This window comes from Bacillus sp. MSP13 (assembly GCF_000815295.1).
GTDB lineage: Bacteria > Bacillota > Bacilli > Bacillales > Bacillaceae > Bacillus > Bacillus vallismortis.
Window position 1 is genome coordinate 181,624 of the sequence record NZ_JXAQ01000004.1, and the last position, 21,723, is coordinate 203,346.

Annotated in this window: 23 protein-coding genes and 3 pseudogenes; 21 read left to right on the top strand and 5 right to left on the bottom strand. The window is 41.9% G+C overall.

Annotation, left to right across the window (positions count from 1 at the left end; all coding sequences use genetic code 11):
* Positions 1-16: 16 nt before the first annotated feature.
* Complete coding sequence (locus SC79_RS04270) at positions 17-1,345, bottom strand: S8 family peptidase (RefSeq protein WP_039074017.1); 1,329 nt, start codon at positions 1,343-1,345, stop codon at positions 17-19.
* Between the two features lie 215 nt (positions 1,346-1,560).
* Here SC79_RS04270 and SC79_RS21220 point away from each other — a divergent pair, with 215 nt between their 5' ends.
* The 3 genes from SC79_RS21220 to SC79_RS04285 all read left to right on the top strand — a co-directional run bounded on the left by SC79_RS21220 (position 1,561) and on the right by SC79_RS04285 (position 3,306).
* Positions 1,561-1,794, top strand: a complete 234-nt coding sequence (locus tag SC79_RS21220; protein WP_039074018.1) for a hypothetical protein — start codon at positions 1,561-1,563, stop codon at positions 1,792-1,794.
* 277 nt (positions 1,795-2,071) lie between these two features.
* Positions 2,072-2,779: a poly-gamma-glutamate hydrolase family protein gene (locus SC79_RS04280; RefSeq protein WP_039074019.1), complete on the top strand. Its 708-nt coding sequence runs from the start codon at positions 2,072-2,074 to the stop codon at positions 2,777-2,779.
* A 74-nt stretch (positions 2,780-2,853) separates the two neighbouring features.
* Complete coding sequence (locus SC79_RS04285; RefSeq protein ID WP_039074020.1) at positions 2,854-3,306, top strand: OsmC family protein; 453 nt, start codon at positions 2,854-2,856, stop codon at positions 3,304-3,306.
* An 11-nt stretch (positions 3,307-3,317) separates the two neighbouring features.
* Here SC79_RS04285 and ebrB read toward each other — a convergent pair whose 3' ends face one another.
* The 3 genes from ebrB to SC79_RS04300 all read right to left on the bottom strand — a co-directional run bounded on the left by ebrB (position 3,318) and on the right by SC79_RS04300 (position 4,392).
* Positions 3,318-3,671, bottom strand: coding sequence for a multidrug efflux SMR transporter subunit EbrB (gene ebrB, locus SC79_RS04290; RefSeq protein ID WP_039074021.1), 354 nt, complete (start codon positions 3,669-3,671; stop codon positions 3,318-3,320).
* 13 nt (positions 3,672-3,684) lie between these two features.
* Positions 3,685-4,002: a multidrug efflux SMR transporter subunit EbrA gene (gene ebrA / locus SC79_RS04295; protein WP_039074022.1), complete on the bottom strand. Its 318-nt coding sequence runs from the start codon at positions 4,000-4,002 to the stop codon at positions 3,685-3,687.
* A 144-nt stretch (positions 4,003-4,146) separates the two neighbouring features.
* Complete coding sequence (locus SC79_RS04300) at positions 4,147-4,392, bottom strand: hypothetical protein (protein ID WP_039074023.1); 246 nt, start codon at positions 4,390-4,392, stop codon at positions 4,147-4,149.
* Between the two features lie 90 nt (positions 4,393-4,482).
* On the opposite strand from SC79_RS04300, the gene SC79_RS04305 reads away from it, so the two are divergent.
* From SC79_RS04305 to SC79_RS04345, 9 genes are all read left to right on the top strand, one after another.
* Positions 4,483-4,896: a YmaF family protein gene (locus SC79_RS04305; protein ID WP_082022539.1), complete on the top strand. Its 414-nt coding sequence runs from the start codon at positions 4,483-4,485 to the stop codon at positions 4,894-4,896.
* 99 nt (positions 4,897-4,995) lie between these two features.
* A complete protein-coding gene (gene miaA, locus SC79_RS04310; protein WP_039074025.1) occupies positions 4,996-5,934 on the top strand; it encodes a tRNA (adenosine(37)-N6)-dimethylallyltransferase MiaA in 939 nt (312 codons plus the stop codon).
* 45 nt (positions 5,935-5,979) lie between these two features.
* Positions 5,980-6,201 carry an RNA chaperone Hfq gene (hfq, locus tag SC79_RS04315; protein WP_003221097.1) on the top strand — a complete coding sequence of 74 codons (222 nt, stop codon included), beginning with the start codon at positions 5,980-5,982 and terminating at the stop codon, positions 6,199-6,201.
* A 193-nt stretch (positions 6,202-6,394) separates the two neighbouring features.
* The gene (locus tag SC79_RS04320) at positions 6,395-6,667 is read left to right on the top strand and encodes a YmzC family protein (RefSeq protein WP_039074026.1); all 273 of its coding nucleotides are present in this window, start codon (positions 6,395-6,397) and stop codon (positions 6,665-6,667) included.
* Positions 6,668-6,746: 79 nt separating this feature from the next.
* Positions 6,747-6,968, top strand: a complete 222-nt coding sequence (locus SC79_RS04325) for a hypothetical protein (protein ID WP_039074027.1) — start codon at positions 6,747-6,749, stop codon at positions 6,966-6,968.
* A gap of 251 nt (positions 6,969-7,219) precedes the next feature.
* Positions 7,220-7,612 carry a class Ib ribonucleoside-diphosphate reductase assembly flavoprotein NrdI gene (gene nrdI / locus SC79_RS04330; RefSeq protein ID WP_003221104.1) on the top strand — a complete coding sequence of 131 codons (393 nt, stop codon included), beginning with the start codon at positions 7,220-7,222 and terminating at the stop codon, positions 7,610-7,612.
* The gene (gene nrdE, locus SC79_RS04335) at positions 7,572-9,674 is read left to right on the top strand and encodes a class 1b ribonucleoside-diphosphate reductase subunit alpha (RefSeq protein ID WP_039074028.1); all 2,103 of its coding nucleotides are present in this window, start codon (positions 7,572-7,574) and stop codon (positions 9,672-9,674) included. Before nrdI ends, nrdE begins: the two co-directional genes overlap by 41 nt.
* 17 nt (positions 9,675-9,691) lie before the next feature.
* Positions 9,692-10,681, top strand: a complete 990-nt coding sequence (gene nrdF / locus SC79_RS04340; RefSeq protein WP_039074029.1) for a class 1b ribonucleoside-diphosphate reductase subunit beta — start codon at positions 9,692-9,694, stop codon at positions 10,679-10,681.
* 45 nt (positions 10,682-10,726) lie between these two features.
* Positions 10,727-11,347, top strand: a complete 621-nt coding sequence (locus tag SC79_RS04345) for a hypothetical protein (RefSeq protein WP_039074030.1) — start codon at positions 10,727-10,729, stop codon at positions 11,345-11,347.
* A 62-nt stretch (positions 11,348-11,409) separates the two neighbouring features.
* Here the strand turns inward: SC79_RS04345 and SC79_RS04350 are convergent, their stop codons facing one another.
* Positions 11,410-12,177: an N-acetylmuramoyl-L-alanine amidase gene (locus SC79_RS04350; RefSeq protein WP_039074031.1), complete on the bottom strand. Its 768-nt coding sequence runs from the start codon at positions 12,175-12,177 to the stop codon at positions 11,410-11,412.
* Between the two features lie 785 nt (positions 12,178-12,962).
* On the opposite strand from SC79_RS04350, the gene spoVK reads away from it, so the two are divergent.
* The 9 genes and pseudogenes from spoVK to SC79_RS04400 all read left to right on the top strand — a co-directional run.
* The gene (gene spoVK, locus SC79_RS04360; RefSeq protein ID WP_039074033.1) at positions 12,963-13,931 is read left to right on the top strand and encodes a stage V sporulation protein K; all 969 of its coding nucleotides are present in this window, start codon (positions 12,963-12,965) and stop codon (positions 13,929-13,931) included.
* Positions 13,932-14,065: 134 nt separating this feature from the next.
* A complete protein-coding gene (gene hflX / locus SC79_RS04365; RefSeq protein ID WP_039074034.1) occupies positions 14,066-15,328 on the top strand; it encodes a GTPase HflX in 1,263 nt (420 codons plus the stop codon).
* Positions 15,329-15,344: 16 nt separating this feature from the next.
* Positions 15,345-16,610, top strand: a complete 1,266-nt coding sequence (locus SC79_RS04370; protein WP_039074035.1) for a methionine gamma-lyase family protein — start codon at positions 15,345-15,347, stop codon at positions 16,608-16,610.
* Between the two features lie 109 nt (positions 16,611-16,719).
* Positions 16,720-17,127, top strand: a complete 408-nt coding sequence (glnR, locus tag SC79_RS04375; RefSeq protein ID WP_039074036.1) for a transcriptional repressor GlnR — start codon at positions 16,720-16,722, stop codon at positions 17,125-17,127.
* A 58-nt stretch (positions 17,128-17,185) separates the two neighbouring features.
* Positions 17,186-18,520, top strand: coding sequence for a type I glutamate--ammonia ligase (gene glnA / locus SC79_RS04380; protein ID WP_010328577.1), 1,335 nt, complete (start codon positions 17,186-17,188; stop codon positions 18,518-18,520).
* A 303-nt stretch (positions 18,521-18,823) separates the two neighbouring features.
* Positions 18,824-20,079 (top strand): annotated as a pseudogene (locus SC79_RS21225) (HNH/ENDO VII family nuclease); the annotation flags it as partial.
* 9 nt (positions 20,080-20,088) lie between these two features.
* Positions 20,089-20,538 (top strand): annotated as a pseudogene (locus tag SC79_RS04390) (SMI1/KNR4 family protein).
* Positions 20,539-20,666: 128 nt separating this feature from the next.
* Complete coding sequence (locus SC79_RS21230; protein ID WP_231559178.1) at positions 20,667-20,879, top strand: hypothetical protein; 213 nt, start codon at positions 20,667-20,669, stop codon at positions 20,877-20,879.
* Positions 20,880-21,494: 615 nt separating this feature from the next.
* Positions 21,495-21,714 (top strand): annotated as a pseudogene (locus tag SC79_RS04400) (hypothetical protein); the annotation flags it as partial.
* Between the last annotated feature and the right edge of the window lie 9 nt (positions 21,715-21,723).

A 21,723-nucleotide genomic window follows, 5' to 3' on the forward strand; every position in this document is an offset into this window, starting at 1 on the left:
GGCTTTATGAAGCTGTCTATTGGCCGGGAATGGAATGTTCTGCGTTAATAGCGCCCGCTCCGTATACGTTTGGGTCTTCATCTTTCCATTTGTCCGTGCCGTTTTTCAAAAGCTCTTTCACTTCATCAGGTGAAAGGTCCGGGTTTTGCTGAAGAATTAAAGCTGTGATACCTGCGCAGATTGGGGTTGCCATCGATGTTCCTGACATTGTAAAGTACTGAGATCCTACACGGCTTGACTTTTGAAGCTTATCGATATAAGAATTCGGAGAGCGAAGGGAAATGATATCAACACCCGGCGCTAAAATATCGGGCTTTACTTTCCCATATACTGTCGGCCCGCGGCTTGAGAAGGATGCGACCGTATCATCATCGCTGGTTGCGGTATTGTTATCGTCAAGGGCACCTACAGTAATCACCTTTTCGCTCACGCCCGGGCTTGCGATCGTTTGTGGATCAGGCCCGGAGTTTCCGGCAGCGACACAGACGACAATCCCTGCGTTCCACGCTTCGTCAACCGCTCTGACTAACGGGTCTTCCTGTTCATTATCATATCTAAGCGCATCGCCCCCAAGCGACATACTGATAATATCGATCGCTTCATTCGGGTTGTCTTCATTGTAATGGATACACCACTCCACACCTTCGATAATATCTGCTAACGTTCCAGATCCTGTCTTGTTCAATACCTTCACGCCGATTAAATTGGCTTCGGGCGCAGGTCCGCGGTATTGGCCGGAAGAAGATGCTCCGCTGCTGGCGACATCACCTGCACAGTGTGTGCCATGGCCATTATCATCATACGGCTCTGTTTTTTGATTGACCATGTCCGCAAATCCGATAATCCTGCCTTCTAAATCAGGATGCGGGTAGATTCCTGTGTCGACAACAGCGACAGTAACACCTTTTCCTGTCAGGGTCTGCCCGTTTCTGACGATTTCCTTCGCGTGACTTGCTTCGGTTGCCGTGTCTAGAAGCGCTTTGACTTCGCGGTTTAAATACACTTTGCGGATATCGCTGCATTCAGAAAGAAGTGAATCTAACGCTTGTGGGGTCACCTCCGCGCTGCAGCAATTGATTTTGTTGAAACGTTTTTTTAGCTTGCTGCGTTTTTCTTTTTGCAGCACCTCTCCAGCCATTTGAAAGCCTGTCTCGTGACAGCCTTCCTCAAATTCAATAATGACTGACAATTTTTTTCGGTTTTTCAATTTGGTTTCGAAAAATGGATGCAAGAAGCAAGGAGTCCATTTGAAGGGCTTGTAAAGCTGCAAGACGCTTTCCCGTAACGGCCAATCTAGCTTATGAGCATTTGCTCTCACCATTTGTACCATAGAGTACCCAAACATGTATTTTCCTCCTAGTATAAGGTTTTCTGTATACTCTATGAGCAGAGGAAAGGTTTGGTAAGTTTGTTTGTCCTTTATAATAGATGGACAAGAGTTGGTTTTTATGAATCTGTCAAATCAAACTTGGAGCCGTGGCATTTATTGGGGTATTGAAAAGGAACATACGTTCGTATTATAATGTTGTTATATCAAACTGGCAAGGGGAGAGCAGCTGTATGAATGTCTTCTTACATCGGTCTTTGGAAAGCCAAATACCAATCAGCATTATATATATGAAGAAAGACGGAACGATCAGTAAGAGAACAATTATTGTTAGACAGAAAAGCAAAACGCAAATCAAAGCTTTTTGTTTTTCGAAACAACAGATCAGAACGTTTTTGTTAGATTCGATCCTCTCCTGTGACTTTGTAAGAACAAATAAACAAGACCTTTATTTGGCAGGCCGATAAGGCTGTCCGTCTCAGCAATCGGACAGCCGTTAATAAAACCCTCCTTACACCTCTATACATGTAATTGCCAAGTGAGGTTATTCCTACCTTTTTTGTCTTTCCTCTCAATCTTTTTTCACTCATATTTGAAATGAACCGTTATGAACCGTGACAATCAATTGATTTTTTGAAACCGGGAACTTTTTCACTGATGATATAGCGTATACAATGGTAAGATAAAACCTATTGGCTAAACCTCATATAATGAACCGTGCCATTCTTATGAAAGGAGTTAAACATGAGAAGATTTCTATTAAATGTCATATTAGTCTTAGCCATTGTCTTATTTCTGAAATACGTTCATTACTCATTAGAACCTGAACCATCTGATCAGCCAGATACATATTCAAATTTCAGCAGCTTGGCAGAGAATGAGAGCCCGGCTGATTATGATATTTCCTATAATGAGAAAAAAGGAAGCAAAGTGTTAATTATGTCTCCGCACGGCGGCAGAATTGAAGGCGGAGTAAGCGAGCTTGTGCGGTATTTCAATAATGAATACTCTACATACCTGTTTGAAGGGCTGAAGTCACAGGATAACCAAACACTGCACATTACAAGCACCAACTTTGATGAGCCATTGGCTGAAAAGAAAATCAAGGAGCATCAATATGTTGTGGCTTTTCACGGATATAAAGGGGAGAACAAGCATACACTTGTTGGGGGCACAGACCGAAAGCGAGCGAAAATGATGGTAAGGGCCCTTGAGAGAAGAGGGTTTTCCGCTGAGTTAGCGTCATCTAAAAGCGGCCTTGCCGGGTTAAGTGCAGAAAACATTAACAACAAAGGGGAAACGGGGCTTAGTATCCAGCTTGAAATTAGCCGCGAGCAGAGAGAGGCATTTTTCGATGATTTTTATTATAAAAATAGGAAATACACAAAGAACAATGAATTTTATGATTATGTCCGTGCGGTCAACAGTGTCCTTGAAAAAGAGTATTCGTAACAAGCAGATCAGGAGACAAAAGAAGAGAAGACCAGTAGACTGAAATAGGATGATAAAAGGAGGCGAAACGGACGATGGCAGACCATCATTTTTATTTAAAGGCAAACTGGCCGGGTAAACGCAACGACGTTGGTACGATCGAAAGCGGGAACCTGGTTACATCCATTTCCATTCCTAAAGAAATGGATGGACCGGGAGAGGGGACCAACCCGGATGAAATGCTTCTCGGGGCGGCCGCAACCTGTTACATTATTACACTCGCTGCGATGATGGAAAGAAGCGGGCTGGAAAAAGAAGACCTGCAGATGGAGTCAGAAGGCGTTGTCGACGTCACCAAAGGAGTCTTTACATACAAAAAAATTATTCACCGTCCCTCCGTTGTCCTCAAACAGGATGCTTCACAAGAGGATGTCGCTTTAGCGCACAAGCTTTGTGAAAAGGCGGAGTCGTCTTGCATGATTTCACGCGCCATCCAAGGGAATGTCGAGCTGAAGCTAGAAGCCTCTGTAAAACAGGCTGGTGAATAAGAAACAGACGGTCACTCACAGACCGTCTGATTTTTTTCTTTAGCAGGGGCTTTCGACTGATTTAACACGACAACGCCTGCAATGACAAGCGTGAGTCCGAACACTCCCTTTAAACTGATGGTTTCGCCAAAAAGCAAAAATCCGACAATGGCTGTAAGCGCCGTTCCAACACCCGACCATGTCGCATACGCGCTAGATAAGTCAACGGTTTTTAAAGAAAAGCTCAGGAAGGTAAAAGCAGAAAGAAATCCGGCTACGACCCCGGCAATGGGCAAGGCTTGTGTAAATCCTTCTGAAAGCTTCAGCATGGTACTCCCGAAAACCTCAAATACAATGGCAAGAGCCAAATAAAACAATCCTTTCATCATGAGCACTCCTTTACTGCCAATTAAGTAGCACGACTCCCGATAGTAATAAAAGAATGCCGATAAGCCCTTTGACATTCAGTTCTTCCTTAAACCATTTCACTCCGATCACAGCTGTCAGCACCGTGCCCACACCGCTCCAAGTCGCATATGAGAGGCTCAGGGGGATGTGGTTTAAGGTGAGTGACAGCATGTAAAAGGCGATGAAATAGCCAATTATGACCATGGCGCTGGGTTTCCACTTTTTAAAGCCGTCAGACACCTTCAGCATAGCCGCTCCAAGTGATTCTGAGCATATCGCAATCGTGAGGAATATGTATCCTAACAACATTGTGAATTCTCCTCACTTCAAATTTGTTTTGAGATTATAAAATCGTCAGCTAGAAAAATAGTAGTGCATGCCTAACGGCCAGTCAAGAGATTCATTTTACTCACAGACAAGAGACCTCTTTTTAAGAGGCCTCTTTTTTCATTATTAGTAATAAGGATATGGAGGATAATAGGGATAACCGCCATAAAAATAAGGATTAAATAAAGCGCTTCCTATAAGCCCGCCTGCAAGGCCGCCGATAAACGGTCCCCCAAAAAAGCCGAATGGCCGCCCAAAACCAAATCCATAGCCAAATCCAGGTCTTCCAAACCCAAATGGTCTTCCGAATCCGAAAGGCCTTCCAATGATCCTTGTATCTGCAGCAGTGAAATAATGATCTACTTCATTCATGTTTTCTTTCCTCCTGTCATAAAGTGTAGATGATGCAGTGTATTCAGCCTATCGGGATTTGATTGGGCGAATCGAGGAAATGGAAGGGAAGTGAACATATTGGGCCTGTATCCATCTGACTGGTCAAAAGCGCCGCCTCACGTACACGCTTATCATGCCAAAACGACGAGGGAACAGGGGCATTATCATCTTATTGAAGGGTTTACACAGCCGGCAAATGGATCGAATACGGATCAGCATACACACTATTTTTCAGGGATTACATCTTTTGAAAACGGTCATTTTCACCGGTATTATGGAATCTCGGGTCCTGCGATTCCTCGTACTGACGGCACTCATTATCATAAAATCGAAGAAACGACGTATCTGGCCTATAACGAACCGATTGAGATCCAGTACGGAGGCGTTGTATATGCTTCTGGTAATGACGAAAAGAAAACGCATCGGCATATCCTGAAAGGAAAGACGAGAGAAATCGTCGGCAATGAGCCGCTCGGCTGGTAGAAGAATGTTTACCGATGCAAAAAAAGGGCAAAATGGATAGGTGGTTATACATGATGAATGCTATAATGGGGGGAGATTTATAAAAGAGAGTGATACATATTGAATAATACAAAGCAGCCCGTTGTCATTTTAGTAGGACCGACGGCAGTGGGGAAAACAAATTTAAGTATTCAGCTGGCTAAATCCTTGAACGCTGAAATTATCAGCGGAGATTCAATGCAGGTTTATAAAGGGATGGATATTGGAACAGCTAAAATCACCGAACAGGAGATGGAGGGAGTGCCCCATCATCTGATTGACATTTTAGATCCCCAAGATTCCTTCTCCACCGCAGATTATCAAAACGTAGTGAGAAACAAAATCACTGAGATTGCAAAAAGAGGAAAGCTTCCGATGATTGTCGGCGGTACAGGGCTTTACATACAATCTGTGCTTTACGATTATACATTTACGGAAGAGGCGAACGATCCTGAGTTTCGGCAGAGCCTGCAAATGGCTGCTGAGCGGGAAGGCGCTGATTTTCTTCACGCCAAACTTGCTGCGGCAGATCCAGAAGCAGCAGCTGCGATTCATCCCAATAATACAAGAAGGGTTATTCGCGCCCTGGAAATTTTACATACGTCTGGAAAAACGATGTCTCAGCATTTGAAGGGGCAAAAACGAGAACTCCTGTACAATGCAGTGTTAATCGGGCTGACGATGGAGAGAGAGACGCTGTATGCAAGGATTAATCAGCGGGTCGACATGATGATGGAGGCAGGTCTTCTTCCGGAAGTAAAGCGCCTCTACGACAGGAATGTGAGAGACTGTCAATCAATTCAAGCGATAGGCTATAAGGAGCTATACGCCTATTTTGACGGTTTTGTGACAATTTCTGATGCCGTCGCTCAACTAAAGCAGAACTCAAGGCGGTATGCGAAACGCCAGCTGACATGGTTTCGCAACAAAATGCAGGTTACCTGGTTCGATATGACACCGCCCGTTGATATGGAGCTGAAAAAAAAGGAAATTTTCACACATATAGCAGGAAAACTCTAACTTTAATCGAAACTGTATGATATAGAGAATCAAGGAGGACGAAACATGAAACCGATTAATATTCAGGATCAGTTTTTGAATCAAATCCGGAAAGAAAATACGTATGTCACTGTTTTTTTGCTGAATGGCTTTCAGTTGCGGGGCCAGGTAAAAGGTTTTGATAACTTTACCGTATTGCTGGAATCAGAAGGGAAGCAGCAGCTTATATATAAACATGCGATCTCAACGTTTGCGCCGCAAAAAAACGTCCAGCTTGAACTCGAATAGATCAAAAATCAACATGTTAATGCATGCGAAGGCTGTCGGGAAATCCCGGCAGCCGTTTTTTAACATCATCCAATTTCGATTCGACAATTTGTAAGAAGACCATGCCAAGGCACGGTCTTTTTTTATGGTATCAACATATGTGAATTGAAATGGTATATTATGTATTAAAAAAGAATCCGGGGGTGACGCAACCTTGTTTGAAAGTGAGACAGAACTGAGACGAATTAGGATAGCGCTTGTGTGGATAGCTGTATTTTTGCTGTTCGGGGCGTGTGGGAATCAAGATACCATCATCGAAACAAACAGCGGTAATTCAGGTTATGAAACGCCTCAGCCAACCACGTTTCCTCTTGAGCATAATCATTTTGGTGTTATGGAGGACGGCTATATCAAAATTTATGAGTATGATGAGTCCCGCAATGAGGTAAAGCTGAAGAAAGAATACGCTGATTATGAGCTTGAATAAATTTCACAAGCATCCGAATTTACAAAGCGAATGCTTCCCGCTAAACTAAATACAGACAGATCAAACAGAGGGTGAAAAAATGAAGCATAAAGTGATCGTGAATCATTGGGAAGAAATTTGCGAAGATGATTCTTGCTATGAATATGGAACAAGCATCATTGTGAATGGAAAAGAATTAATTAGAGAAGCGTCAATTATCAGCGCATTGAAGGCGGTATTAGAAGAAATCGGTGCGGATGTTGAAATAGAAGAAACAGTAGAGAGTGAAAAATGCTGTGATAGCTTAAGAAAAAAAATCTAGACTACTAAGCAGTTTTTTTTCATGTTATGATATACATCGGCTTAAAAACGACACCCCGAGTAGGACGAGAGACCATTCTCGTTCTGCTCTCTTTTTTGGGCCCTAATGAGCCTGCCCATTTGCCTGATTTGATCAAAATATGAATTTTTCATAAAAACAAATCTATATGTTGTGTTTTCGCTAGAGGATAGTATACTATATATAGTGTTAGTGATGAGAGATTCATATTTTTTGATAGGTCGTGATAAATCGTGGTACAAATCATATTTGATTCAAAAACAGGGAATGTTCAGCGGTTTGTGAATAAAATAGGCTTTCAGCAGATACGCAAGGTGGACGAAATTGACCACCTGGACACTCCGTTTGTTTTGGTCACCTACACGACAAACTTCGGTCAGGTACCGGCATCAACACAATCATTTCTCGAAAAATACGCCCATCTTTTATTAGGAGTCGCTGCGAGCGGCAATAAAGTATGGGGCGATAACTTTGCAAAAAGCGCCGATACCATTTCAAGACAATATCAGGTGCCGATCTTGCACAAATTTGAACTCAGCGGCACATCTAAAGACGTTGAATTGTTTACTCAGGAGGTAGAAAGAGTTGTCACAAAATCAAGTGCCAAAATGGATCCAGTTAAATAACGAAATCATGATCCAAAAAGATGGAAAATTCCAGTTTGATAAGGATAAAGAGGCTGTACATAGCTATTTTGTAGATTATATCAATCAAAACACAGTGTTCTTTCACGATTTAAAAGAGAAGCTGGATTATTTGATTGAAAACCAATACTACGAAGAGGAATTCTTAAGCCTGTATTCTTTTGAAGACATTAAAGACGTGTTTAAGACAGCTTACGCTAAGAAGTTTCGTTTTCCTTCCTTCATGAGTGCGTTTAAATTCTATAATGACTATGCTTTGAAGACGAATGACAAGAAAAAAATCCTCGAGCGTTATGAGGACCGAATCTCAATTGTTGCGCTGTTCTTCGCAAACGGCGACACGGAGAAAGCAAAAGAATATGTGAATCTGATGATCAATCAGGAATATCAGCCAAGCACACCGACATTTTTGAACGCCGGCAGAAAACGCCGCGGTGAACTAGTGAGCTGCTTCTTGCTTGAAGTCAATGATTCTTTAAACGACATTTCACGAGCAATCGATATCTCCATGCAGCTTTCTAAGCTCGGCGGAGGGGTTTCTCTTAACTTGTCCAAGCTTCGCGCCAAAGGTGAAGCCATTAAAGATGTTGAAAATGCCACAAAAGGCGTTGTAGGCGTCATGAAGCTTCTTGATAACGCGTTCCGCTACGCTGACCAAATGGGGCAAAGACAAGGATCAGGAGCGGCGTACTTGAACATTTTCCATCGCGATATCAATGATTTTCTTGATACGAAAAAGATTTCAGCGGATGAAGATGTGCGCGTCAAAACGCTCTCTATCGGTGTTGTCATTCCGGATAAGTTCGTTGAGCTTGCGCGCGAAGACAAAGCGGCTTACGTATTTTATCCGCACACGATTTATAAAGAGTACGGCCAGCACATGGATGAACTGGACATGAACGAAATGTACGACCAATTTGTCGACAATCCTCGGGTGAAAAAGGAAAAAATCAACCCGCGGAAACTGCTTGAGAAACTGGCGATGCTTCGTTCAGAATCAGGCTATCCATACATCATGTTCCAAGACAACGTGAATAAAGTGCATGCGAATAACCATATCTCCAAGGTGAAATTCTCTAACCTTTGCTCTGAAGTGCTTCAGGCATCTCAGGTTTCTTCATATACAGACTATGACGAAGAAGATGAAATCGGTTTGGATATTTCCTGCAACCTTGGTTCGCTTAACATTCTCAACGTCATGGAGCACAAATCAATCGAGAAGACAGTTAAGCTTGCGACAGACTCTTTAACACACGTGTCTGAAACGACTGATATTCGTAATGCGCCTGCTGTAAGACGGGCGAACAAAGCGATGAAATCAATCGGTCTCGGTGCTATGAACCTTCACGGCTATCTTGCGCAAAATGGCATTGCGTATGAAAGCCCGGAAGCGCGCGACTTTGCAAACACGTTCTTTATGATGGTGAACTTTTACTCCATTCAGCGTTCTGCGGAAATCGCAAAAGAGAAGGGCGAAACGTTTGATCAATATGAAGGATCAACCTATGCGACAGGTGAATACTTCGACAAGTACGTTTCAACTGATTTCTCACCAAAATACGAAAAAATCGCTGCTCTGTTTGAAGGTATGCATATCCCGACGACAGAGGATTGGGAAAAGCTAAAAGCATTTGTGGCTGAAAACGGCATGTATCACAGCTACAGATTATGCATTGCGCCGACAGGCTCTATCTCATATGTTCAATCAAGCACGGCGTCTGTCATGCCGATTATGGAACGGATTGAAGAAAGAACATACGGCAACTCAAAAACGTACTACCCAATGCCTGGGCTTGCATCTAATAACTGGTTCTTCTATAAAGAAGCCTACGATATGGATATGTTCAAGGTTGTAGATATGATCGGGACAATCCAGCAGCACATTGATCAAGGAATCAGCTTCACGTTGTTCTTAAAAGATACAATGACGACTCGTGATTTAAACCGAATCGATCTGTATGCACATCACAGAGGAATAAAAACCATTTACTATGCAAGAACAAAAGATACTGGGCAAGACAGCTGCCTTTCTTGTGTTGTTTGATTAAAGGAGAGTTTATAGTGACAAAAATTTATGACGCAGCAAACTGGTCAAAGCATGAAGATGATTTTACCCAAATGTTCTATAACCAAAATGTGAAACAGTTCTGGCTTCCGGAAGAGATTGCTTTAAACGGCGATCTCCTCACATGGAAGTACCTTGGAAAAAACGAGCAGGACACTTATATGAAGGTGCTGGCCGGACTGACTCTTCTTGATACAGAGCAGGGGAATACGGGGATGCCGATCGTGGCTGAACACGTAGACGGCCACCAGCGGAAAGCGGTGCTGAACTTTATGGCGATGATGGAGAACGCTGTCCATGCGAAGTCGTACTCTAATATTTTCATGACCTTGGCACCGACTGAAACAATTAATGAAGTATTCGAATGGGTTAAGCAAAATAAATATTTGCAGAAAAAAGCGCAAGTCATCGTCGGCCTTTACAAAGCCATTCAAAAAGATGATGAAATCTCACTGTTCAAAGCGATGGTTGCTTCCGTCTATCTCGAAAGTTTCCTTTTCTACAGCGGTTTCTATTATCCGCTATATTTCTATGGACAAGGGAAACTGATGCAAAGCGGTGAAATCATTAACCTGATCCTTCGTGATGAAGCGATCCACGGCGTTTATGTGGGTCTCCTTGCTCAGGAAATCTATCATAAGCAGACAGAAGAGAAAAAAGCAGAGCTACGCGAATTTTCGATCAACCTTCTGAATGACTTATATGAAAATGAGCTTGAGTATACAGAGGACTTGTACGATCAAGTCGGACTTTCACACGATGTGAAGAAATTTATCCGCTATAATGCCAATAAAGCGCTCATGAACCTTGGATTTGAGCCATACTTTGAAGAAGAAGATATTAATCCGATCGTTTTAAACGGATTAAATACAAAAACAAAATCGCATGACTTCTTCTCTATGAAGGGGAACGGCTATAAAAAAGCGACAGTTGAGCCGCTCAAAGACGATGACTTTTATTTTGGAGATGAAAAAGAGCAGATCTAATATCTGCTCTTTTCGGCTTGAATGAATGAGGAGGACGCAGCAATCATGGGAAAGATGGACGAAATCATTTTGGTCGCCCCGCGCGATGACGTGTTTAAGAAGGAACGCTTAACCTTTCAGGGTGTGAACAGTGAAGATAGCAGAGTAGCAGAAATCATGGCTCAGATCGAAACGGGCTATCGTGAAATGAGAAGGGGAGACGCAGAAGAAAATCCGGATTATAAGCAGCCAATTCCTTATGTCGTCATTAAGCGAGAAGATGAAGTTTTCCTTTACGAGCGGCTGGCTGGCGGAGGAGAATCACGTCTGCACAATAAGCTTTCTCTCGGCTTTGGAGGGCATATGAACTCCATCGAAGGAGCAGCCTCATTTGCTGAAGTCTTAAAGCTGAACACAGATCGCGAGCTTGAGGAAGAACTGCAAATCAACGAAGAGGATAAACAGGCGATTGTCACACTGGGATTGATTAATGATGATGAAAACAGTGTCGGCAAAGTGCATATCGGTATTCTTTCTGCGCTTCAATTAAAGCCAGGCTCACAAGTGGAAGTGAAAGAAAAGGAGCAAATTGCAGGAAAATGGATGAAAGTCTCTGAATTAAAACAGGACGAGATCTATAACCGCCTGGAAACATGGTCCCAATTTGTTGTTGATATTCTAGTATAAAAAACCCCGGTTTCTCGTAATGAGGAGCCGGGGTTTTTTTGAGACGCTCGTCTGTGTCTTGATTATGATTCTAGAATGACAATCGCGTCGAAGCCGGCACTTTTTGCTCTGGCAGCAAGGTCATCTGCATTGGCTTTGGATGAAAATGCGCCAATCTGTACTTTATAGAATCCGTCCTTTAAAAGGACAATCGTGTCAAAGCCTTTAGCTTCGGCACGATTAGCGAGAGAGTCTGCATTCGCTTTTACTTTAAATGCGCCGATTTGAACCTTATATAATCCTGAGCCGGATGTCTTTTTAAGATGAAAGGCTTGCTCCAATCCGTTTGCATGCCCTCTCGCCAAGCTTTGAATAAAACTGCTTGTTTTCAGCTTATTTGCATCTGCAACGGTATCAATAAACCCGTTCTCAGTTAATAGGGCAGGCATTGCAGACTCCCTTAGGACGTGGAAGTTCGCTGTTTTTTTGCCGCGGTCCGCAAAGTCGACAGCTTGTATCACTTCAGAGTGAACTGCCGATTGGTACGTCGTCGTCGGGGCTCCCACGCCCGGGTAAATATAGCTTTCAAAACCTGTGCCTCCCCCGGCATTAATGTGAATGGACAAAAAGAAATCTGCTCCCCAGTTATTTGCAGCGTTTGTCCGATCGCTTAAGCTGACATACTGGTCGCTTGTCCGGCTCAACAGCAAAGAAACGCCTTCATACTCATTAGTCAATATCGTACGCAAAACAAAAGCGATTTGCAGGGTTAACGTTTTTTCTTGAAGGCCATTCCCTGTTGCGCCTGGGTCAGAGCCGCCATGGCCAGGGTCAATAAAAATTTTAACCATTCTCTATCACCTCATTACAGGATATGAAAAAACACGGCAGATGCTTGTACGATTATCATTCGTATGTAAAATGAGGAAATAACCCTTTCGCATGCGGAAATTATTTCTCGGGAAAGCGCACAATTCCACATGAAGCGACAGCAGATTCAATCTGAATGAAACCTGTGAATCTGTCATGAGTTTGTAAGTATTATGATCCCACTGATCCCCGGCGTTGATGTAAGGCATGTGAAACATAAACGAATGCACATAACTCCTTACATCTGCTGAGAGGAAAAAAGGAAGGTGTGTCGCTGAAGACATCTCTCCGGTATTTTAGGCCGAATGAGAAGGGGAATGAATCGCAGTCCCATAGATGGACAGGTGTTTTGGCTCGGTTCCTGTTCAAATGCGAGTGCGTTATGTTATGCAAAAGAAGTATGCAGATGACGCTGAACACCGCTTTTGGAGGGCTTCCGATGACAGATTCGTTTGAGCTGTTAAAAATGAGCGGTATAGAAGTGTCTGTCACGGAATTATAGAGACGTGATAGTGATTATGAGGGTTATAGGCCAAAGGCATATCACTATATTCATATCTCCAGTGTTCCTTACAAAATTGTTAAAAATAAAATCTCTTGGTTTGTCCACCCCATGTCCGTGAATACAATAAGAAATAAAGTATTTCTCGGGAAAGCGCAAGATTCCTTAGCATTCCCTATAAAAGCAATTGTTTCGACACATGATAGGCGTTTGTCACAAAGGGCATCCGCTTGAATATCATATAGAGAGAATAGAGAGGTGAAAATGTTGGAGCGCGCTGTGACATATAAAAACAACGGACAGATCAACATTATTCTTAACGGACAAAAGCAGGTGCTGACGAATGCTGAGGCAGAGGCGGAATATCAAGCTGCATTGCAAAAAAACGAAGCGAAGCACGGCATTTTAAAGGAAATCGAAAAAGAGATGAGCGCACTAGTTGGGATGGAGGAAATGAAACGCAACATCAAGGAAATATACGCCTGGATTTTTGTGAACCAAAAACGCGCAGAGCAAGGCTTGAAGGTGGGGAAGCAAGCGCTGCACATGATGTTTAAAGGAAATCCGGGAACAGGAAAAACAACGGTTGCGCGGCTGATAGGCAGGCTGTTCTTTGAAATGAATGTTTTATCAAAAGGCCACCTGATAGAAGCGGAGCGGGCTGATCTGGTAGGGGAATATATCGGGCACACCGCCCAAAAAACAAGAGATTTAATCAAAAAGTCATTAGGCGGCATTTTGTTTATAGACGAAGCCTATTCGCTGGCGAGAGGCGGAGAAAAGGACTTTGGGAAAGAAGCAATCGACACGCTCGTCAAGCATATGGAAGACAAACAGCATGAATTCATTTTGATACTCGCCGGATATTCTCGGGAAATGGATCATTTTCTTTCATTAAATCCCGGTCTCCAATCAAGATTTCCCATTTCTATTGACTTTCCGGATTATTCTGTCACCCAGCTCATGGAGATTGCGAAACGAATGATCGCTGAAAGAGAATACCAGCTGAGTCAAGAAGCGGAATGGAAATTGAAAGATTACTTAATGACAGTCAAAAGCACGACAAGTCCCATTAAATTCAGCAATGGCCGTTTTGTCAGAAATGTGATCGAAAAATCGATCAGAGCGCAAGCCATGAGGCTTTTAATGGGCGATCAATACTTAAAAAGCGACTTGATGACCATTAAAAGCCAAGATCTTTCTATTCAAGAAGAAGCATCTGGCTCTGTATAGGCCTCTCAGCTTTTCGAGAGGTCTGTTTTTTTGTTGTATTTCTAATTTTTCAAAGCAATCGATTTGTGGTATACACATGCAGGGTTTGGTATGATAATACTACTGCCCAATATGCAAAAGAAAGGAACATCCATTTGAACGAACAGGGAACAAGACAGGAAAAAGCCATTTTAGTCGGATGTCAGCTGCCGCATATCACGGATGAGCATTTTGAAAATTCTATGGAAGAGCTTGCATCTCTGACAAAAACCGCAGACGGAACCGTATTAACCAGCGTCACGCAAAAACGGAACAGGGCTGACGCCGCTACATATATAGGAAAAGGGAAGGTAGAAGAGCTGAAGGCATTGGTGGAAGAGCTTGAAGCTGATCTCCTCATCTTTAATGATGAGCTGTCGCCAAGTCAATTAAAGTCGTTGGCAACCGCGATTGAAGTGAAGATGATTGACCGCACGCAATTGATATTAGATATTTTCGCAAAACGGGCGAGAACGAGAGAAGGCAAACTCCAGATTGAGCTGGCCCAGCTGCAATATGCACTGCCGCGTCTGACGGGGCAAGGGATCAATCTCTCCCGGCAAGGCGGTGGAATTGGGGCGAGAGGTCCCGGGGAAACAAAACTGGAAACAGACCGCCGCCATATCAGAAATCGCATTCATGAAATCAACACACAGCTCTCGACTGTCATTCGCCATAGAAGCCGGTACCGTGAGAGAAGAAAGAAAAATGGCGTGCTTCAAATCGCGCTTGTCGGTTATACAAACGCGGGGAAATCTACATGGTTCAACCGCCTGACAAGTGCGGACAGCTATGAAGAAGACCTCCTGTTTGCCACATTGGATCCCATGACCAGAAAAATGGTCCTGCCAAGCGGTTACAGCGTGCTTCTGTCAGATACAGTAGGGTTTATTCAGGATCTTCCGACGACACTGATTGCTGCATTTCGGTCAACGCTTGAGGAAGTCAAGGAAGCGGATTTGATCCTGCATTTAATTGATTCTTCAAATGAGGATTACGCAGGACACGAAAAAACGGTGCTTCGGTTGCTTGAGGAGCTTGAAGCCGATGATATTCCGATGCTGACAGCCTACAACAAACGTGATCAAAAACTGCCTGATTTTATACCGTCCGCCGGAAGGGATCACATTATGGTCAGTGCGAAGCGTGGGGAAGACGCTGATACATTTAAAGAAGCGATTCAGCGCTATTTGCGCCAAGAGCTGTTAACGTCTTTTGAAGCGCATGTGCCGGCAATTGAAGGTAAGCTTCTTTCTAGAATCAAATCGGAAACGATGGTTGATCGCTTCTACTTTGATGAAGAAAATGAACGATACGACATATCAGGCTATGTACAAGAGGAGCAAAGCATCATCGGTGAATTAAAGAAGTATATGTAGGAAGGACATACAAAACATGTTTGACACATTAACACACGGAGAATTATTGAAAAAAACGGCAATGGAAGTGGAAGCGGACATTTCCGGTGTTCATAACCAAATAGAAGAAATCAGTGAACGCAATGAGTGGAGAGTGCTTGAAAGCTATAGAAAACATAAAGTAAGCGACACTCATTTTACGCCGTCTACAGGATACGGCTATGATGATATCGGGAGGGACACGCTTGAAAGCATTTATGCGGATGTGTTTGGCGGAGAAGCGGGTCTTGTAAGGCCGCAAATTATCTCAGGCACACATGCCATCTCGATTGCTTTGTTCGGTGTTCTCAGACCGGGGGACGAGCTTCTTTATATCACAGGCAAGCCCTATGATACGCTAGAAGAAATTGTGGGCGTCAGAGGAGAAGAAAACGCTGGATCGTTAAAGGATTTTCACATCGGCTACAATGCGGTTAATCTGACAGAAGATGGAAAAATAGACTATGATGCGGTCGCCGCTGCGATCAATCCGAAGACAAAAGTAATTGGCATACAGCGCTCAAAAGGATATGCAAATCGCCCTTCTTTCTTAATCAGTGAAATAGAAGAAATGATCCGTTTTGTAAAAGAAATCAATGAAAACCTAATCGTATTTGTCGACAACTGTTACGGAGAATTTGTGGAGGAACTGGAACCTTGCCATGTAGGAGCCGATCTGATGGCGGGATCTCTTATTAAAAACCCCGGCGGCGGCCTTGCGAAAACAGGAGGCTATCTCGTCGGAAAAGCGAAATGGATTGATGCTTGCTCGTACCGTATGACATCACCGGGCATCGGCAGGGAAGCAGGGGCATCCCTTTATTCGCTCCAAGAAATGTATCAAGGCTTCTTTTTGGCCCCTCACGTTGTGTCGCAGAGCTTAAAGGGAGCTGTGTTTACAGCGAGATTCCTTGAAAAGCTGGGCTTTACTTCAAACCCGAAATGGGATGCGAAAAGAACGGATTTGATTCAATCTGTTGAGTTTTCTAATAGAGAAAAAATGATTGCCTTTTGCCAGGCGATTCAATATGCATCACCGATCAATGCACATGTGACACCTTATCCGGCCTACATGCCTGGATACGAAGATGATGTCATTATGGCAGCAGGCACATTTATTCAAGGAGCAAGCATCGAATTATCAGCAGATGGCCCTATCCGCCCGCCGTATATAGCCTACGTTCAGGGAGGATTAACCTATTCGCATGTGAAAAATGCCATCTGCAGTGCAGTGGATTCACTCATGGAAAAGCAATTAATTTAAATTTTTTAAAAATTTCACTGATTTTGATGTTAAGATTTCTTACATCTTATTGACACAAAATATAACATCACCTATAATGAAACTAAGTTAAGAAAAGGAGGAAATTGAGATGAGTGATAATATTCGCCGCTCAATGCCTTTATTTCCAATAGGAATTGTCATGCAGTTAACGGAGTTATCAGCAAGACAAATTCGATATTATGAGGAAAATGGACTGATATTTCCAGCGAGAAGCGAAGGGAATAGACGATTATTTTCGTTCCATGATGTAGATAAACTGTTAGAAATCAAGCACCTGATAGAACAAGGTGTAAACATGGCAGGGATTAAACAAATTCTGGAAAAGGCAGAAGCCGAGCCGGGGCAAAAACAAAACGAAAAGACGAAAAAACCAATGAAACATGATCTGTCCGATGACGAACTAAGACAGCTCCTGAAAAACGAGCTCATGCAAGCCGGCCGTTTTCAAAGAGGGAACACATTTCGCCAAGGCGACATGTCCCGCTTCTTTCATTAATCCGTTAGCAACTGTTTTGCTATATACATTTACCTTTTAAGAGGAGGAGTTTTACGAAATGGCAAAGTACACTAGAGAAGATATCGTAAAATTAGTAAAAGATGAAAACGTGAAGTATATCCGTCTTCAGTTTACTGACATTCTTGGAACAATCAAGAACGTTGAGATTCCTGTAAGCCAGCTTGAAAAAGCGCTTGATAATAAAGTCATGTTTGACGGTTCTTCTATTGAAGGATTCGTTCGCATCGAAGAGTCAGACATGTACCTGTATCCAGATCTGAATACATTTGTTATCTTCCCATGGACGGCTGAAAAAGGTAAAGTAGCACGTTTCATCTGTGATATCTACAATCCAGATGGCACACCTTTCGAAGGTGACCCGCGAAACAACTTAAAACGGATTTTGAAAGAAATGGAAGACCTTGGTTTCAGTGATTTTAACCTCGGGCCTGAGCCAGAATTCTTCTTATTTAAATTAGATGAAAAAGGCGAACCGACGCTTGAATTAAACGACAAAGGCGGATATTTCGACTTGGCTCCAACCGACTTGGGAGAAAACTGCCGCCGCGATATCGTTCTTGAGCTTGAAGAGATGGGCTTTGAGATCGAAGCGTCTCACCACGAAGTAGCGCCTGGCCAGCACGAAATCGATTTTAAATATGCTGGTGCAGTCCGCTCATGTGATGATATCCAAACATTTAAGCTAGTTGTTAAAACAATTGCCCGCAAACACGGCCTGCATGCGACATTTATGCCAAAACCGTTGTTCGGTGTGAACGGTTCCGGTATGCACTGCAACCTATCACTCTTCAAAGATGGCGTTAACTCATTCTATGACGAAAATGCTGATCTTCAGTTAAGTGAAACAGCGAAACACTTCATTGCAGGTATCGTGAAGCACGCAACAAGCTTTACAGCAGTAACAAACCCGACAGTAAACTCTTACAAACGTCTTGTTCCTGGCTATGAAGCACCTTGCTACGTAGCATGGAGCGCGCAAAACAGAAGCCCGCTTATCCGTATCCCGGCTTCCCGCGGCATCAGCACACGTGTTGAGGTCCGCAGCGTAGACCCAGCTGCTAACCCGTACCTTGCACTTAGCGTATTGCTTGCTGCAGGCTTAGACGGAATCAAAAACAAACTGGAAGCGCCAGCTCCAATCGATCGCAACATCTATGTGATGAACAAAGAAGAGCGCATGGAAAACGGAATTGTTGACCTTCCAGCAACACTTGCGGAAGCGCTAGAAGAATTCAAATCAAACGAAGTCATGGTCAAAGCGCTGGGCGAGCACCTATTCGAACACTTTATCGAATCAAAAGAAATCGAATGGGATATGTTTAGAACTCAAGTTCACCCTTGGGAGCGCGAACAGTATATGTCTCAGTATTAATTTCTCAATCCCTTGGCACTGTTGGTGTCAAGGGATTTTTTTATTTGGTCAATAGAATGAGAGAAAAACATTTCGGGTTGTTGACCAAAATATGACCAAAAATATTTGAAGTTATAATTTTACTCCATGAGTGACGAGACTAATTCTCGTAATCCTCATTCGGTTTTGGGTTAGTCTTTACTTACATGGGAATTAACATTGGCGGTTAATGACCTAGTCGCACTTGAATATATTTTGCGCCTAATGCAGCAAGCGTACAGTGTAATGCAAAGAAAGTAATAACGACATCAATGATATTCTTCCATTCAACAAGAATTTACAAAGCTGCAGGAATCAACAGGCAAAGGGAAGAACGCTACACCGATTCACTATAATGCCAAAGCGTATAGAGAAAGTGACATACATAAGAAAAAAGGCGATATTGAGAAGCGTTCTGAATCTTATTTAAACTTGAAAAAAGAAGAAGCAAAAGAACGAGAAATCAAGGAACTGAAAAAGAAACTTAATGGTGGTGTGTCTGATCTTGATGAGTATTTAGAGATTGCTAAAAAAGTAGGTTACGAGAATCTTGAGCCGGTTCAAGTACAGCTTGCTGTGCAAATCGAACAGGCCAACCAGATGGAAGAAGCAGGAGAAGTCACCTGGGATATCGTAAAAGGTGTAGGAGTTGGTTTATATGATGTTGGCAAAGATACTGTAACCGGCATATGGAACTTCATCACCGATCCAGGAGAAACACTCTCAGCCCTGGGCAATGCAGTTATTCATTTAGTTAAAACATATAATGCAGTATCTGCTGCAATTGAATAGTCATATCAAAAGGATATGGTGAATGGAGATGCCTATTCAAGGTCAAGATGGGTGACGTATGCAATTGGCTCAGTGGCGGCAGCTGTTGTTGGAACCAAAGGTGCAGGCGCTGTTAACAAAGCAGATGCAGCGGGCAAGGTAATAAATAAGGCAAGTCAATCAGGGAAGAAGATTAAGGATGTCAATATTTTAGATATGTTGCCTTACAACCCTAAGTATAAACTTGCTATGGCGGGGGACGTGCCATACAATGTGGTTGATAGCCAAAACCTTAAGAATGAACTATTGACTAATGCGAAGAAAATACCGGATGGAACAAGAAAAACTCTTACTGGCCAAAAGATAACCACCCCTTGGCTAAACAAAGAAAAGTATGAAGCATATGAAATAGAGGGAAAGGGAAAGGCGAAGGGAAAGTTAAAGATGTAAGCCGAAGAGTGTATACTATGAAAGATATTGATATTAATCAAAAAACAGAATTCGGCGTTACAAATTTTCAGCTAATGAAAAACGGTATGCCCCTTATGCAAAAGATGGTATACAGATTAATTACATCACTTGATTCAAGAAGAACCTGGCCCAATGCTTAAATCCCGAACAGTTTACATACAAAATATAGTGATGTCATTCATAAGCTTAAGTCTGATGGTGAAAACTTTAGAAATGATAAGGTTTTAAAAGCACAATACGAGAGCTTTAGAAAGAGATATTGGAAGTGGAGAGCGAAACAATTTGAGAATGGAAATTGAGGTGTTTAAATGATTTATTCGAAGGTTGAAAACTTTATTAATGAAAATAAACAAAATGCGATATTTACAGATGGCGCAAGTCATGAGAACATTGATCGCATTGAAGAAACCCTCCTATGCGATCTTCCCAATAGCTATAAATGGTTTTTAGAAAAATACGGTTCTGGTGGTTTATTCGGTGTTTTAGTTTTAGGTTACAACTTTGATCATGCATCAGTTGTAAATAGAACTAAGGAATATAGAGAACACTATGGCCTTCCTAATGGACTTGTGGTTATTGAATATGTTGATTACTTTGCTTACTGTCTAGATACGAATAAAATGAAGGACGGAGAATGTCCAGTAGTTGAATGGGCTAGGGTAATTGGTTATTAAGATACTGTTGCTGAAAGCTTTATTGAATTTTTTTATAATAAGATTCAAGAAGCGAAAGATGATTGGGAAGAGGATGAAGACTAGGAAGATTAACTTGATAAACCCTCTGAACGCTGATGAAAACATTCGATGATTTTAACGCCATGCTACGAGAAAAATAGTTTATGAATAAATACAAGGAATAAAGTTTTCCTCGAACAGCAAGGATAATAGTGGAAATTTATGAAGAATATAGTAATCAATCTTTACCGTCAAGAAAATATAGGGAATTGTTAGGAAGTGCAATCTGTGTTTTCAACTCTACCAATGTATTTTTCATTGAAAATATACTTAAAAAAGATGAGGGAAATTGGTTTAATTGGCAAGAATTAATTGATTATACTTCTGGTCAACATAGTCAAACCAATAAAGGAAACTATAACTAAGTTTTCAGATACAAAAATTACTTCTTGTTTTTCTGAAGTTATTGGGATGAGAAATATAATTATTCATAGTTTTCAAATAACTTGTGGTGATGGTAAACAGACTTTAGCAACTAAACATAAGGATGGAAAACAGTTTATTATTACAGAGGATTACCTTTATAATTTTACTAAATAAACGAAGAGTTAAGTAATCTCCTTCATGAATTTAGAGGGCATTAGATCTATCAGGAAAAAGGCGGGCGTCTTTTTCAAACTATTCCACACATTAAATGAGAAATAAGGTGTAAAAGATTGTGAAGGATTACATTCAAATTATCGGATGGGTTAGTTGAACAATATCAAACATTTACTGGTTAACGAATAGTTTAAATATGACGTTTCACAAAAGTGAATAAAAATAAGTTAACATCCTTTTTCAACGGGTGTTAAAAGAGGACTACAATCTAAATAAAATAATGGTTTTATCCATAAACCTAATGAAGCTCTCGCAATGAGAGCTTATTTTATTGGATTAAATAATTAAAGTGGACGTTTTCTAGTCCCGTTTCATAACTGAAACTTTTTTTATTTAAGTCTGTATTAAAAGTAAGTTCAGAGAGAAGTGGAGAAGCTTAATTGGAGTTATTAGATATTTGGAATTGGATACAACAAAAGGGTATTCTTACTGCAGTAATTACGGGTGTAGTTGCATTGCTATTCAACCAGAGGCAAAAAAGTATAGAACGATTCTACTCTCAATCAGGTGAAACATTAGAAAAAATTTTGGAGCCTATGTATTATTCTCTAAAAGAATGAAGAAGATAAAAACCACAAAATGGTTCTTATGAAAAAATTTGAATGACAG

Excerpts from the sequence above, each read along its gene's own strand:
- SC79_RS04325 (WP_039074027.1), top strand. The coding sequence starts at position 6,747 with ATGAAGCATAAAGTGATCGTGAATCATTGGGAAGAAATTTGCGAAGAT.
- SC79_RS04370 (WP_039074035.1), top strand. The coding sequence starts at position 15,345 with ATGTTTGACACATTAACACACGGAGAATTATTGAAAAAAACGGCAATG.
- glnA (WP_010328577.1), top strand. The coding sequence starts at position 17,186 with ATGGCAAAGTACACTAGAGAAGATATCGTAAAATTAGTAAAAGATGAA.
- spoVK (WP_039074033.1), top strand. The coding sequence starts at position 12,963 with ATGTTGGAGCGCGCTGTGACATATAAAAACAACGGACAGATCAACATT.
- SC79_RS21220 (WP_039074018.1), top strand. The coding sequence starts at position 1,561 with ATGAATGTCTTCTTACATCGGTCTTTGGAAAGCCAAATACCAATCAGC.
- SC79_RS04270 (WP_039074017.1), bottom strand. The coding sequence starts at position 1,345 with ATGTTTGGGTACTCTATGGTACAAATGGTGAGAGCAAATGCTCATAAG.
- glnR (WP_039074036.1), top strand. The coding sequence starts at position 16,720 with ATGAGTGATAATATTCGCCGCTCAATGCCTTTATTTCCAATAGGAATT.
- SC79_RS04350 (WP_039074031.1), bottom strand. The coding sequence starts at position 12,177 with ATGGTTAAAATTTTTATTGACCCTGGCCATGGCGGCTCTGACCCAGGC.
- ebrA (WP_039074022.1), bottom strand. The coding sequence starts at position 4,002 with ATGTTGTTAGGATACATATTCCTCACGATTGCGATATGCTCAGAATCA.
- ebrB (WP_039074021.1), bottom strand. The coding sequence starts at position 3,671 with ATGAAAGGATTGTTTTATTTGGCTCTTGCCATTGTATTTGAGGTTTTC.
- SC79_RS04285 (WP_039074020.1), top strand. The coding sequence starts at position 2,854 with ATGGCAGACCATCATTTTTATTTAAAGGCAAACTGGCCGGGTAAACGC.
- SC79_RS04345 (WP_039074030.1), top strand. The coding sequence starts at position 10,727 with ATGGGAAAGATGGACGAAATCATTTTGGTCGCCCCGCGCGATGACGTG.
- SC79_RS04280 (WP_039074019.1), top strand. The coding sequence starts at position 2,072 with ATGAGAAGATTTCTATTAAATGTCATATTAGTCTTAGCCATTGTCTTA.
- hfq (WP_003221097.1), top strand. The coding sequence starts at position 5,980 with ATGAAACCGATTAATATTCAGGATCAGTTTTTGAATCAAATCCGGAAA.
- SC79_RS04300 (WP_039074023.1), bottom strand. The coding sequence starts at position 4,392 with ATGAATGAAGTAGATCATTATTTCACTGCTGCAGATACAAGGATCATT.